This is a genomic window from Borrelia anserina Es, assembly GCF_001936255.1.
In the GTDB taxonomy this organism is placed as follows: domain Bacteria; phylum Spirochaetota; class Spirochaetia; order Borreliales; family Borreliaceae; genus Borrelia; species Borrelia anserina.
On the sequence record NZ_CP014325.1, the window covers coordinates 75374 to 89872 of the forward strand.

The window sequence follows — 14499 nt, forward strand, 5'->3', positions numbered from 1 at the left end:
AATTAGTCTGAGACCTTTATTTATTAGTATTAACAGTGATGTTATGTTAGAATCTAAGTAATAGAGTTACCATATCAACATGGTAACATAATCAATAAACTAAATAGTTTAGTTTAGAGGAGATATTTAATGGTAAAGGTGAAGAATTACATTTTATTTTTATTATTACTTTCGTTAGGGTGTAATAATACAGGTACAAAAAAATTTAAAGATTCTATTTTTGATATATCTAAAACTAGCTTTGTTGGGAAGAGATTGGGCAAAGGTATTAACTTATCTAGAAAGGGAGTAGTTGAAGTAGATGTTGGTAAGTCAGATTTAAAAAAAGGTACAGGAGAAAATTCAGTAGTCAAGGTTGATATTGGATCGAAAAAGGTTGATGCTGAATTGGAAGACGATATAGATCTTAAGATTCAAAATTTGCTAGACGAATTTAAGTTGTCAGCTCAACAAAGAGCAATCATTATGGATTTAAAGGATGTGTTAACTAATCCCGATATTGGTAAAGATTATCGCAATTATGATTATGACGAGTTTTGTAGAACATATTCTAGAGAGGAGTTTTATGATTTGTTTAATCACACAGGTAATGTTAATGCTGATTTAGCCTTCAAACTTAATTTTGTTAATTCAGTGACACAGAATATTCTGCCTACTTTCCAAGAACAAAAAGAAGCTGAGAAAATTGTTATGTGTACTATGGGTTATTTATACGGAGTGATCTTAATGGAGAGTTTAAGATTTATAATGCAAGAATATCAATTAGGACTAAGAAAGCTTTTTAATTTTTATAGGAGTATTCATAATCGTGGTTTTTTGATCTCTGACCTTTATGATCATTGTGGTTTCTATAAGAGTTCGTTTCGTGGTATTAAAGAGAAGGCTGTTCGAATTGTAGAGCTTATGAAGCTACGTGAAGAAAGAAAGCCAGTAATTAATTATATGGAAGCTGTATTAACTAATCCCGATATTGGTAAAGGTTATCGCAATTATAGTGATATCGAGTTTGATAACTTGTTGGTCGAGTTTGGTGCTGTTAAGCTTAAAGAGATTTGTAATGTGCTTCAAGTAATAGTAGAAACCGAGGTAGCTATTGATAATATTAATATTGAAGGATTAGAGAAGCATTGAAAAGACGGTTTAATGATTACAGGAATCTATATTCGGAACGTCTAAAAGAGACGTTTAGTCTTGATAATGTTGATGATATATATACTGATATTCTGCGTTCTCATAGTAATTATTTGGTGGATATTACTAAGCTTCAAGAAGAAGTTCCTTTAATTGAAAAAGTTGAAAAGAAGTAGGAAAAATTATCAGATGATTTAGAAGTAATTGATTATATGCGTTCATTAGTAACTAATTCTAAGATTAATAATTATAATATTAATGAGTTTAATTGTGTGATGGGTATGGTAGAGAGTATTAATGGACTTCGAGACATTTTAAGACCCCATTTAGCTGTGTTTAAAGCACAAAAAGAGGCTGAATCAGCTATTGATAATATCAAGGAAGTTGCGTCACAAGCAAGACTAAGACGTAGATTTGATGAAGCTATTGTTAAATATAAAGCTTTGTTGAGTAATATATTTGTGAAACGGGATCTTTATAGTATTTATCATAGTAATGCATATCAAGATGTAAGTAAACTTGCAATTGATTTGAATGAGATTATAGATGCTGCTAAATCATTATAGATTATTATAGAAAGTAAATATTAGGGTCTTAGAAATTAGTCTGAGACCTTTATTTATTAGTATTAACAGTGATGTTATGTTAGAATCTAAGTAATAGAGTTACCATATCAACATGGTAACATAATCAATAAACTAAATAGTTTAGTTTAGAGGAGATATTTAATGGTAAAGGTGAAGAATTACATTTTATTTTTATTATTACTTTCGTTAGGGTGTAATAATACAGGTTACAAAAAAATTTAAAGATTCTATTTTTGATATATCTAAAACTAGCTTTGTTGGGAAGAGATTGGGCAAAGGTATTAACTTATCTAGAAAGGGAGTAGTTGAAGTAGATGTTGGTAAGTCAGATTTAAAAAAAGGTACAGGAGAAAATTCAGTAGTCAAGGTTGATATTGGATCGAAAAAGGTTGATGCTGAATTGGAAGACGATATAGATCTTAAGATTCAAAATTTGCTAGACGAATTTAAGTTGTCAGCTCAACAAAGAGCAATCATTATGGATTTAAAGGATGTGTTAACTAATCCCGATATTGGTAAAGATTATCGCAATTATGATTATGACGAGTTTTGTAGAACATATTCTAGAGAGGAGTTTTATGATTTGTTTAATCACACAGGTAATGTTAATGCTGATTTAGCCTTCAAACTTAATTTTGTTAATTCAGTGACACAGAATATTCTGCCTACTTTCCAAGAACAAAAAGAAGCTGAGAAAATTGTTATGTGTACTATGGGTTATTTATACGGAGTGATCTTAATGGAGAGTTTAAGATTTATAATGCAAGAATATCAATTAGGACTAAGAAAGCTTTTTAATTTTTATAGGAGTATTCATAATCGTGGTTTTTTGATCTCTGACCTTTATGATCATTGTGGTTTCTATAGAGTTCGTTTCGTGGTATTAAAGAGAAGGCTGTTCGAATTGTAGAGCTTATGAAGCTACGTGAAGAAAGAAAGCCAGTAATTAATTATATGGAAGCTGTATTAACTAATCCCGATATTGGTAAAGGTTATCGCAATTATAGTGATATCGAGTTTGATAACTTGTTGGTCGAGTTTGGTGCTGTTAAGCTTAAAGAGATTTGTAATGTGCTTCAAGTAATAGTAGAAACCGAGGTAGCTATTGATAATATTAATATTGAAGGATTAGAGAAGCATTGAAAAGACGGTTTAATGATTACAGGAATCTATATTCGGAACGTCTAAAAGAGACGTTTAGTCTTGATAATGTTGATGATATATATACTGATATTCTGCGTTCTCATAGTAATTATTTGGTGGATATTACTAAGCTTCAAGAAGAAGTTCCTTTAATTGAAAAAGTTGAAAAGAAGTAGGAAAAATTATCAGATGATTTAGAAGTAATTGATTATATGCGTTCATTAGTAACTAATTCTAAGATTAATAATTATAATATTAATGAGTTTAATTGTGTGATGGGTATGGTAGAGAGTATTAATGGACTTCGAGACATTTTAAGACCCCATTTAGCTGTGTTTAAAGCACAAAAAGAGGCTGAATCAGCTATTGATAATATCAAGGAAGTTGCGTCACAAGCAAGACTAAGACGTAGATTTGATGAAGCTATTGTTAAATATAAAGCTTTGTTGAGTAATATATTTGTGAAACGGGATCTTTATAGTATTTATCATAGTAATGCATATCAAGATGATGTAAGTAAACTTGCAATTGATTTGAATGAGATTATAGATGCTGCTAAATCATTATAGATTATTATAGAAAGTAAATATTAGGGTCTTAGAAATTAGTCTGAGACCTTTATTTATTAGTATTAACAGTGATGTTATGTTAGAATCTAATCTAAGTAATAGAGTTACCATATCAACATGGTAACATAATCAATAAACTAAATAGTTCAGTTTAGAGGAGATATTTAATGGTAAAGGTAAAGAGTTATATTTTATTTTTTTTATTACTGTCGTTAGGGTGTAATAATGAAGGTTCAGATAAATCTAAAGATTCTACTTTTGATATATCTAAAACTAGCTTTGTTGGGAAGAGATTGGGCAAAGGTATTAACTTATCTAGAAAGGGAGTAGTTGAAGTAGATGTTGGTAAGTCAGATTTAAAAAAAGGTACAGGAGAAAATTCAGTAGTCAAGGTTGATGTTGGATCGGAGAAGGTTGATGCTGGATCGGAGAAGGTTGATGCTGGATCGGAGAAGGTTGATGCTGGATCGGAGAAGGTTGATGTTGGATCGGAGAAGGTTGATGCTGGATCGGAGAAGGTTGATGCTGGATCGGAGAAGGTTGATGCTGGATCGGAGAAGGTTGATGCTGGATCGGAGAAGGTTGATGCTGGATCGGAAAAGGTTGATGCTGGATCGAAAAAGGTTGATGCTGAATTGGAAGACGATATAGAGCTTAAGATTCAAAATTTGCTAGACGAATTTAAGTTGTCAGATCAACAAAGAGCAATCATTATGGATTTAAAGGATGTGTTAACTAATCCCGATATTGGTAAAGATTATCGCAATTATGATTATGGCGAGTTTTATAGAACATATTCTAGAGAGAAGTTTTATGATTTGTTTAATCACACAGGTAATGTTAATGCTGATTTAGCCTTCAAACTTAATTTTGTTAATTCAGTGACACAGAATATTCTGCCTACTTTCCAAGAACAAAAAGAAGCGAAGGAAGCTGTTGGGAATCTTGTTGAGTATGTTAAGAATCGGGTGTATTGGGCAGGAGGACAAGACTTAGCAGAGAGGTTTACTTTGAAAATGAAAGAATATCAATTAGCACTAAAAAAGATTTTTAATCTTGATAGGAATATTCATAATCATGGTTTTTTGATCTCTGACCTTTATGGTCATTGTGGTTTCTATGAGAGTTCGTTTCGTGATATTAAAGAGAAGGCTGTTCGAATTGTAGAGCTTATGAAGCTACGTGAAGAAATAAAGCCAGTAATTAATTATATGGAAGCTGTATTAACTAATCCCGATATTGGTAAAGGTTATCGCAATTATAGTGATATCGAGTTTGATAACTTGTTGGTCGAGTTTGGTGCTGTTAAGCTTAAAGAGATTTATAATGTGCTTCAAGTAATAGTAGAAACCGAGGTAGCTATTGATAATATTAATATTGAAGGGATTAGAGAAGCATTGAAAAGACGGTTTAATGATTACAGGAATCTATATTCGGAACGTCTAAAAGAGACGTTTAGTCTTGATAATGTTGATGATATATATACTGATATTCTGCGTTCTCATAGTAATTATTTGGTGGATATTACTAAGCTTCAAGAAGAAGTTCCTTTAATTGAAAAAGTTGAAAAGAAGTAGGAAAAATTATCAGATGATTTAGAAGTAATTGATTATATGCGTTCATTAGTAACTAATTCTAAGATTAATAATTATAATATTAATGAGTTTAATTGTGTGATGGGTATGGTAGAGAGTATTAATGGACTTCGAGACATTTTAAGACCCCATTTAGCTGTGTTTAAAGCACAAAAAGAGGCTGAATCAGCTATTGATAATATCAAGGAAGTTGCGTCACAAGCAAGACTAAGACGTAGATTTGATGAAGTTATTGTTAAATATAAAGCTTTGTTGAGTAATATATTTGTGAAACGGGATCTTTATAGTATTTATCATAGTAATGCATATCAAGATGATGTAAGTAAACTTGCAATTGATTTGAATGAGATTATAGATGCTGCTAAATCATTATAGATTATTATAGAAAGTAAATATTAGGGTCTTAGAAATTAGTCTGAGACCTTTATTTATTAGTATTAACAGTGATGTTATGTTAGAATCTAAGTAATAGAGTTACCATATCAACATGGTAACATAATCAATAAACTAAATAGTTTAGTTTAGAGGAGATATTTAATGGTAAAGGTAAAGAGTTATATTTTATTTTTTTTATTACTGTCGTTAGGGTGTAATAATGAAGGTTCAGATAAATCTAAAGATTCTACTTTTGATATATCTAAAACTAGCTTTGTTGGGAAGAGATTGGGCAAAGGTATTAACTTATCTAGAAAGGGAGTAGTTGAAGTAGATGTTGGTAAGTCAGATTTAAAAAAAGGTACAGGAGAAAATTCAGTAGTCAAGGTTGATATTGGATCGAAAAAGGTTAATGATGAATTGGAAGACAATATATATCTTAAGATTCAAAATTTGCTAGACGAATTTAAGTTGTCAGCTCAACAAAAAGAAAGCATTATGGATTTAAAGGGTATATTGACTGATCCTTCTATTGGTAAAGATGAAGGTTATAAAATATATTCTAGTGAGGAGTTTTATCGCTTGTTGGTCGAGTTTGGTGATGCTAAGCTTAAAGGGATTTGTAGTGTGCTTCAAGTAATAACAGAAACCAAAGCATCTATTGCTAATATTGAGGTCTTTAGAAAGGATTTAGAAAGTCGGTTTAAAGATTACAAGAATCTATATTCAAAACGTCTAAGAGAGACGTTTAGTCTTGATAATGTTAATGATATATATGATAATATTCTGCGTTCTCATAGTAATTATTTGGTGGATATTACTAAGCTTAAAGAAGAAGTTCTTTTAATTGAAGAAGGTCTAGCTAAGTACTTAATGTTATCAGATGATTATAAGGGAATAATAAATTATATGTTAAGCGTAGTACGTAATAACTTTGAGATAAATTTTGTCAATTTTAGTTGTAAGTTTTATGCCATGTTAGGGAAGATGGATTTGGATAGTATTAAGGAGATTACAGGATATGTAAAATCTGTTTTTGATTTGTGGAATGAAGATGCAAAAATCATTAGTACTGTTGATGATGAAGGCTTTAGAGCAAAGTTAGAATCTAAGCTTAAGCAGCTCGAAAGTGAATGTTCAAAGGAGATAGGAAAACATTTGTACGATAATATTTACGATAATGATATTGCATTAACTAGTTCTATTGATAGTATACGTAATGGATTGAAAACTGTGCGAGATTATTATGTATTTGATTTTTTTAGTATCAGAGATCAAGCTTTAGGATTTATGAAGTTTCCAAAGTTAATAAAAGAGTTGTCTGAAGATGATTTAGAAGTAATTGATTATATGCGTTCAGTAGTAACTAATTCTAAGACTACTAATTATAATATTAATGAGTTTAATTGTGTGATGGGTATGGTAGAGAGTATTAATGGACTTCGAGACATTTTAAGACCCCATTTAGCTGTGTTTAAAGCACAAAAAGAGGCTAAATCAGCTATTGATAATATCAAGGAAGTTGCGTCACAAGTAAGACTAAGACGTAGACTTAATGAAGTTATTGTTAAATATAAAGCTTTGTTGAGTGATATATTTACGGGATCAGATCTTTATAGTATTTATTATAGTAATTTATATCAAGATGATGTAAGTAATCTTGCAATTGATTTGGATAAGATTAAATATTATGCTGCTAGATCATTATAAATTATTATAGAATTATAGAAAAAAAATATTAGGGTCTTAGAAATTAGTCTGAGACCTTTATTTATTAGTATTAACGTTGATGTTGTGGTAGAATCTAGGTATATAGTTACCATATCAACATGGTAACATAATCTATAAACTAAACAGTTTAAATCAATGAACTAAACAGTTTAAATCAATGAAACAAACAGTTTAAATCAATGAACTAAACAGTTTAAAGGAGATATTTAATGTTAAGGGTAAATAGTTATATTTCGTTATTTTTATTATTACTTTCGTTAGGGTGTAATAATGAAGGTACAAAAAAATCCTCCACAGATTCTACTTTTGATCTATCTAAAACTAGCTTTGTTGGGAAGAGATCGAATAAAGGCATTAACTTGCCTAAAAAGGGGTTAGTTGAAGTAGATGTTGGTAAGTCAGATTTAAAAAAAGGTACAGGAGAAAATTCAGTAGTCAAGGTTGATGTTGGATCGGAGAAGGTTGATGCTGGATCGGAGAAGGTTGATGCTGGATCGGAGAAGGTTGATGCTGGATCGGAGAAGGTTGATGCTGGATCGGAGAAGGTTGATGCTGGATCGGAGAAGGTTGATGCTGGATCGGAGAAGGTTGATGCTGGATCGGAGAAGGTTGATGCTGGATCGGAGAAGGTTGATGCTGGATCGGAGAAGGTTGATGCTGGATCGGAGAAGGTTGATGCTGGATCGGAGAAGGTTGATGCTGGATCGGAGAAGGTTGATGCTGGATCGGAAAAAGTTAATGATGAATTGGAAGACGATATAGATCTTAAGATTCAAAATTTGCTAGACGAATTTAAGTTGTCAGCTCAACAAAAAGAAAGCATTATGGATTTAAAGGATGTGTTAACTAATCCCGATGTTGGTAGTGATGAAGGTTATAAAACATATTCTAGAGAGGAGTTTTATGATTTGTTTAATCACACAGGTAATGTTAATGCTGACTCAACCTTCAAACTTAATTTTTTTAATTTAGTTACAAAATATGTGATACCTGTTTTCCAAGAACAAAAAGAAGCGAGGGGAGTTATTAGGGATATTGAGTATCAGGGAAAAAACCTAGGATTAGAAGAGAAATTCACTTTAAAAATACAAGAATATCAATTGGGTTTAAAAAAGATTTTTAGTTATGATGCGAATAGTGATTTTCTTTCTAGTTCTTTTCTTTTTAACCTTCATGGTCATTGTGATTTAGCTACGGACTGGTTTAGAGAGATTCAAAAAGAGGCTGTTCAAATTGTAGAGGTTATGCAGCTATGTGAAAGAAGACAGACAGTAATTGATTATATTAAAAGTGAATTGACTTATCCTTATATTATTGATGGATCTTATAACAGTTATAATGAGGAGCAATTTTATTGCTTGTTGGTCAAGTTTAGTGCTACTAAGCTTGAAGATATTTGTAATGTGCTTCAAGTAATAGTAGAAACCGGAGTAGCTATTGCTAATATTAAGACCGAAGGGATGAGAGAAACATTGGGAAGTCGGTTTAATGGCTACAAGAATCTATATGCAAAACGTCTAAGAGAGACGTTTAGTCTTGATAATGTTGATGATATATATACTGATATTCTGCGTTTTCATAGTAATTATTTGGTGGATATTATTAAGATTAAAGAAAAAGCTATTTTCATTGCGGAAGGTGAAAAGAGACATGCAGAGTTATCAGATGGTGATAGGATAATGATAAATCATATTAAAAACGAAGTAAGTAATAACTTTGTGATGGATTTTATCGACTTGCATTGTAAATTTTATTTCATGTTAGGGAAGATGGATTTAGATAGTATTAAGAAGATTGCAGAAAATGTAAGATATATTTTTGATTTGCAGGATAAAGTTAAACAACATATTGAAACTGTTAGTGATGAAGGCTTTAGAGTAAAGTTAGAATCTAAGCTTAAGTATTGCAAAAATGAATATTTAAAGGATATAGGATCATGTTTATACGATGGTATCGTTAAATTAACTGATGTTGTTTTTATGTGTACTCAATTTAATAACTTGCGAAATTCTTATGAGGGGCAATTATTTAGTATCAAATCTCAAGCTTTAGGGTTTATTAGTTTTCAAGGGTTCGTAAAAGAGTTGTCTGAAGATGATTTAGAAGTAATTGATTATATGCGTTCATTAGTAACTAATTCTATTTTTGGAGGCTCTGCTAATTATACTGTTGATGAGTTTAATTGTGTAATGGGTATGATGGGTAGTAGTAGTGTACTTCGAGACACTTTAAGACCTCACGCAATGGTGTTTAGAATACAAAAAGAGGCTAAATCAATTATTGATAATATCAAGGAAGTTGCGTCACAAGAAAGACTAAGACGTAGATTTGCTGAAGCTATTGCTAAATATAAAGCTTTGTTGGGTAATATATTTGTGAAACGGAATATTTATCATATTTATTATAGTAATTTATATGAACATGATCTATTGAACTTGGCTAAAGTTGATTTGGGTAACATCAGATATGATGCCATTAGATCATTATAGCAGAGAAATATTGAAGTCTTAGACTAATGTCTAAGACTTTTTATTTTATTTATCAGACTTAATCTATTTAATTAATATATAAATTAAAATGATTATTAATACTGATATTGTTATTATAAGGTATAATTGTATTATACATATAATTATACTTTTAATTAATTAAAAGTATAAAAAAGGAGATATTTAATGATAGAGGTAAAGAATTATATTTCGTTATTTTTATTATTACTAGTAATGAGTTTATTGCTAGTAGTGAGTTGTGATAATACAGCATCCGATCAAGGTGCTTGTTCTATGAAGCGGAAGTCGGTGGTTCCGGTTAAGTTAGGTGGTAAGACGGTTGCAGTGAGTGAGAAAAAACCGGTTGCAGTAAGTGAGAAAAAACCGGTTGCAGTAAGTGAGAAAGAACCGGTTGCAGTGAGTGAGAAAAAACCGGTTGCAGTGAGTGAGAAAAAACCGGTTGTAGTGAGTGAGAAAGAACCGGTTGCAGTGAGTGAGAAAAAACCGGTTGTAGTGAGTGAGAAAGAACCGGTTGCAGTGAGTGAGAAAAAACAGGTTGTAGTAAGTGAGAAAAAACCGGTTGCAGTAAGTGAGAAAAAACCGGTTGCAGTGAGTGAGAAAGAACCGGTTGTAGTAAGTGAGAAAAAACCGGTTGCAGTAAGTGAGAAAGAACCGGTTGCAGTAAGTGAGAAAAAACCGGTTGCAGTGAGTGAGAAAGAACCGGTTGCAGTGAGTGAGAAAAAACAGGTTGAATTAAGTAGTAAAGTAGATGAAGCAAAAGATATAAAAAATTTTGATGATATATATGACGAGATGTCTAGAGATGAACAGGCAGTAATTGATTATATGAGAAGTGTATTAACTGATCCTTCTATTGGTAGTGATGGGAATTATTATCATTTTGATGATGACACTTTAGAGGACTTGTTAGCTGATTTTGGTATTGAGAAGCTTCAGAAGATTTGCAGTGTTCTTAAAGTAATAATAGAAGCTGATCGGCTTATTGATCAGATTAAGAATAAAGATTTGAAAGAAGAAGCAAAAATTCGTTTTAATGTTCGTAAGAATGACTATTCAAGACATCTCAAAGAAAAGGTATTTAGTATGAAAGATATTAAGTTGATATATAGTGCGTTCCTGTATCCTTCTGCGGAGCCTTCTTTTAGTTATCCTATTGTTGAGGTAAAAAGAGAAGCTGCCTGTGTTTTAACGGCTGAAAAGAAATATTCAGCGTTATCAAGTGATGATAAGGCAATAATTGATTATTTAGCATTTTCAAAAGCGTGTTTGTATAAAGATGAACCTCCAAGAAGTTTATATACTTTTTATAGTTTTTATGTTAACTTAGGAAAGTTGGATAGTGCTCAGTTTGATAATTTTATGAGAGATTCACGATTTAAAGTACTAGAAGGAGGTACTATTGATGATGTTCGTAATAAAACATTTAAATGTTCATTTAATGTTCAAGTTTGAGTGTTACTCGGATGAATATATAAAGGTATAGGAGGGTATTTAGGATGGCTTGCTTAGGCAGTTAATATTGATCTCTATATTAATAAAGTTATAAAACTGAAAGATGATTATAGGAAGAGGTTTAATCGTGTTAAGATTTTAATTTTAGACTTTATAAAGTTTTCAGAGTTAATTGCAAAGTTGTCTGTAGTGCTGGAGTTTTGCTATTTATACTAGTGATGATATTGATTGTAGCATAGATATGCTAGGTATGTTGAAGAATGGTAGTGAGCTTTGTAAAGTTATAAGATTTACTTATCTGTGCTTAAAGCAAAAAGGAGGCCGAAACAGCTATTGAAACTCTTAAGGAAATTAAATCAAAAGAGGAATTAAGACGTCTCTTTCATAAATTTAAGAGCGACTATAGACATGTGTTAAGTAATATGTTTGTGTGAGATCCTTTATATGATTAGGTTATCAGAGTGATGGTGTTATCTATAGGGATAGTTTTAATAACATCAGATATTATGCTGAAATCTTATAGTAGGAAAGTATTGAAGTCTTAGACTAATGTCTAGGACTTTTTATTTTTTTTAGTATATTAACATATCTATTAATAGTAATGGTGCAGTAATTTAAATATATTGAATTATTTTTTTATGATAACATGATACTAAATTGATATATTTAAATATAAAGGAGATATTTAGTCATTAAATATTATTGTTACTTTATTGTTACTGGTTACGAATTGTGATTTAAAATCTCAAGTAGAGCCTCAGGTAGATCCTCAGTCAATACCTGAAGAAAAGCAGCTTGGGGTATTAGTGAAAAATGATGATATTATTGAAAGTACTTTTGTGGGGGGGGATGCAAGTATAGGTATTAAGATTAGTCATTGGTGATAAAGATTCAGCGGTCAGAGTTTATTAAGATTAGAAATAATGTTTTAAAGTTCTAGTAAGTGATTTAGAAAGTATAATTCTTTCTAAAGGCTGTAATAGAGCAAATCTATTGAATAAAAGGATTATACAATAAAGCTGTGTTTGTAGGATATAATATATAATCTTTATTATTAGCAAGTTGTTATACTATTGAACTTAGTTACCATTAGTTAATGGTTTCAATTAAATTATAATTAATATATCATTATAAGTAATATTGGGTTAATTTAACTTGCAAAATTTCCATAAAAAAAGGAGCTATTTAATGATTAAAATAAAGATTAATTATTCATTATTAATGTTATTACTATTATTTTTGGTAATGGGTTGTAATTTAAAATCTCCAGAAGTTACTGTCTATGGTAAAGATGATCCATTTATGAGAGACTTATTTAAGGTTTCATTAGAAGATGACTTATTGAAATTGCCGATAGAAGGAGTAATAAGTGGTAGAGAACAAAGTATTCTTAAAAGAAGTGTAGAGGAGGGAATCATCGGTGAGCACATGAGTATTGAATTTGTAGATTTACTGGATGCATTTAATGTATCTTCTGAAGGAAAGAAAGTCATTGAGTATTTTTTAGGTATAGTGACTAATGCTAGTATTGGAGCAGAAAGTGATAAGACATATCAGATAGAAGAGTTTTATGGCTTATTAAGGGATTTGGGTTCTACTAGAGTTCATGGGATTATAGGAAGTGTACAATGTGTTTTTGAAGTACAGGAAGCTGCTAAATCAGCTATTAGAAATATTAATAGCGAAAGATCAAAGCAAAGATTAAATGTTTTGTTTATGGAGAGAGTTCAAAGATATAAATCGGATTTAAAAAGGGCATTCAGTGTGTTTGAAGCCGATGAGGTATATGAAAGATTTATAAACTATCATAGTAATGGTAATGGTATAAATAAGTTTATTGAGATTAAGAATGATGCTTTTCAAATTATAGAAGGAGAAGAATTATTATCAGTGTTAACTGAGAAGGAACGGGAAGTATTGGAGTATATGCTAAGTGTAGTAACCGATCCTAATGTTTATGAATCGGTATATATTAAATCTATTTCTGACGCTCAGTTTTATCATTATTTGAAGACTTTGGGTGATGATAAAGTTAAAGAGATTATAATATATCATTTATTTTTTTTTGAGAGGTTAAAAAATGTTGATAAGTTGATAAATGATATTAAAGGAGAAAATTTAAAACAACAATTGAAGTACGAGGTTGATGAGTGTAAGAATCGTTATTCATTGTCTATAAAAAGACCATTTTGTCATTTGCCATTTGTTCCTACAGTTGTCTATGAAACGCTTACAAATTTTGGTATTCATGAATATGTGGATTGTTTAGGTGAAATTCTAGATCAAGGTGAAGGCATCTTAGAGTCTGAAAAACTGTACGTGTGGTTATCGGATGATGAGAGGAAAGTGATTGAGTATATACAAAATATAGTAACTGATCCTTATATTGGTCTGGAGGAAGATCTTGGAGTATGTTTTGAATATAAGTTTTTTAGTTTATTAAATAGTGAGGGTATTGATGATGTTAGAAGAATGATAAATAATGTTCAAATGGTTTTGGTATTATTGCAAGAAACAGATCGATTGATAGATGATGTTAGTAAAAAGCTATTAAGGCGGAGATTGGAAGTTAGGTTGAATTCTTGTAAGAATGATTATTCATTGCATCTAAAAAGGGTTTTTGATGGCTCTGTTTTTATTCCTTTAGCAGATGCAGTTTTAGATGATGATGCTATTGGTTATATAAGTTATATTAATGATATTAAAGATGAAGCTATGGCTAGTATAGAATTTGATAGGCTGTGTTCAGAATTATCTGAGGATGAGAAGGAGGCAATTTTTTATATTCGGAATACAGTTACTAATTCTGATCTTCCTAATGATTTTGGTGTTAACTTTAATGAGCCTCAATTTTACATTTTGTTGAAAGATTTGGGTATTCCTAGGGTTAGAGAGATTGTGCAAAGTACTCTTTTGACTTTTAAAACAATTCAAGAGCTTGAGAGAATGATAAATGGTCCTGATAGGGAACAAACTAGACAAATATTAGGACGTAAATTTAATAGTTATAAAAATAAATTTAATTTGTACAAGAATCAATATGCAGTATCTCTAAAATCGGCATTCATTAATTGTTTTATTAAGATTAGGTCTGATATTGTTCTAGATGATTATTATTATAATAGTTATGTGAGCAATTTGAATATGCTAAAAATTCATATTAAATTAGATATAAGCCGAGCTATGAAATGGAAAAAAGTTGTAGTTTAGTATAATCTTAATTATTTTTTTTATTTTTCACTTTCCATTTAGATATTGAGTATGGAGAGTGAAAATAAATTTTTTATTATACTAATAACTTTTAAGATATCTTAAAAGTTATTAGTATAATAAAAAATTTATTTTCACTCTCCATACTCAATATCTAAATGGAAAGTGAAAAATAAAAAAAATAATTAAGATTATA

11 protein-coding genes and 3 pseudogenes are annotated in these 14499 nt (G+C 30.5%); all 14 read left to right on the top strand.

The features are described from left to right. Positions 1-129: 129 nt before the first annotated feature. The 14 genes and pseudogenes from N187_RS04600 (at position 130) to N187_RS04660 (ending at position 14303) form a co-directional block, all read left to right on the top strand. Positions 130-1131 carry a BTA121 domain-containing protein surface lipoprotein gene (locus N187_RS04600; RefSeq protein WP_075550354.1) on the top strand — a complete coding sequence of 334 codons (1002 nt, stop codon included), beginning with the start codon at positions 130-132 and terminating at the stop codon, positions 1129-1131. Beyond that, entirely contained in the window at positions 1128-1307 is a 180-nt protein-coding gene (locus N187_RS04605) for a hypothetical protein (RefSeq protein ID WP_075550355.1), read from the top strand. The genes N187_RS04600 and N187_RS04605 overlap by 4 nt, the downstream gene beginning before the upstream one ends. A 21-nt stretch (positions 1308-1328) precedes the next feature. After that, positions 1329-1697 (top strand): annotated as a pseudogene (locus N187_RS04610) (BTA121 domain-containing protein surface lipoprotein); the annotation flags it as partial. A 289-nt stretch (positions 1698-1986) separates the two neighbouring features. After that, on the top strand, positions 1987-2628 hold the full coding sequence (locus N187_RS04615) for a BTA121 domain-containing protein surface lipoprotein (protein ID WP_075550357.1): 642 nt from the start codon (positions 1987-1989) through the stop codon (positions 2626-2628). A 5-nt stretch (positions 2629-2633) separates the two neighbouring features. Continuing rightward, positions 2634-2861: a BTA121 domain-containing protein surface lipoprotein gene (locus N187_RS04620; RefSeq protein WP_075550358.1), complete on the top strand. Its 228-nt coding sequence runs from the start codon at positions 2634-2636 to the stop codon at positions 2859-2861. After that, positions 2858-3037 carry a hypothetical protein gene (locus N187_RS04625; protein WP_075550355.1) on the top strand — a complete coding sequence of 60 codons (180 nt, stop codon included), beginning with the start codon at positions 2858-2860 and terminating at the stop codon, positions 3035-3037. Before N187_RS04620 ends, N187_RS04625 begins: the two co-directional genes overlap by 4 nt. A 21-nt stretch (positions 3038-3058) precedes the next feature. Continuing rightward, positions 3059-3430: pseudogene (locus N187_RS04630) on the top strand (BTA121 domain-containing protein surface lipoprotein); the annotation flags it as partial. A gap of 167 nt (positions 3431-3597) precedes the next feature. After that, the gene (locus N187_RS04635) at positions 3598-5007 is read left to right on the top strand and encodes a BTA121 domain-containing protein surface lipoprotein (RefSeq protein WP_075550360.1); all 1410 of its coding nucleotides are present in this window, start codon (positions 3598-3600) and stop codon (positions 5005-5007) included. 21 nt (positions 5008-5028) lie between these two features. Beyond that, positions 5029-5400 (top strand): annotated as a pseudogene (locus N187_RS04640) (BTA121 domain-containing protein surface lipoprotein); the annotation flags it as partial. 162 nt (positions 5401-5562) lie between these two features. Continuing rightward, entirely contained in the window at positions 5563-7110 is a 1548-nt protein-coding gene (locus tag N187_RS04645) for a BTA121 domain-containing protein surface lipoprotein (protein ID WP_025420071.1), read from the top strand. 230 nt (positions 7111-7340) lie between these two features. After that, positions 7341-9620, top strand: coding sequence for a BTA121 domain-containing protein surface lipoprotein (locus N187_RS04650; protein ID WP_075550362.1), 2280 nt, complete (start codon positions 7341-7343; stop codon positions 9618-9620). A gap of 186 nt (positions 9621-9806) precedes the next feature. Beyond that, entirely contained in the window at positions 9807-11093 is a 1287-nt protein-coding gene (locus N187_RS04655; protein WP_075550363.1) for a BTA121 domain-containing protein surface lipoprotein, read from the top strand. 713 nt (positions 11094-11806) lie between these two features. Further along, positions 11807-11977, top strand: a complete 171-nt coding sequence (locus N187_RS04910) for a hypothetical protein (RefSeq protein WP_157883983.1) — start codon at positions 11807-11809, stop codon at positions 11975-11977. 304 nt (positions 11978-12281) lie between these two features. After that, positions 12282-14303: a BTA121 domain-containing protein surface lipoprotein gene (locus N187_RS04660; RefSeq protein ID WP_075550364.1), complete on the top strand. Its 2022-nt coding sequence runs from the start codon at positions 12282-12284 to the stop codon at positions 14301-14303. Positions 14304-14499: the final 196 nt, after the last annotated feature.

Excerpts from the sequence above, each read along its gene's own strand:
- N187_RS04660 (WP_075550364.1), top strand. The coding sequence starts at position 12,282 with ATGATTAAAATAAAGATTAATTATTCATTATTAATGTTATTACTATTA.
- N187_RS04620 (WP_075550358.1), top strand. The coding sequence starts at position 2,634 with ATGAAGCTACGTGAAGAAAGAAAGCCAGTAATTAATTATATGGAAGCT.
- N187_RS04650 (WP_075550362.1), top strand. The coding sequence starts at position 7,341 with ATGTTAAGGGTAAATAGTTATATTTCGTTATTTTTATTATTACTTTCG.
- N187_RS04645 (WP_025420071.1), top strand. The coding sequence starts at position 5,563 with ATGGTAAAGGTAAAGAGTTATATTTTATTTTTTTTATTACTGTCGTTA.
- N187_RS04635 (WP_075550360.1), top strand. The coding sequence starts at position 3,598 with ATGGTAAAGGTAAAGAGTTATATTTTATTTTTTTTATTACTGTCGTTA.
- N187_RS04655 (WP_075550363.1), top strand. The coding sequence starts at position 9,807 with ATGATAGAGGTAAAGAATTATATTTCGTTATTTTTATTATTACTAGTA.
- N187_RS04600 (WP_075550354.1), top strand. The coding sequence starts at position 130 with ATGGTAAAGGTGAAGAATTACATTTTATTTTTATTATTACTTTCGTTA.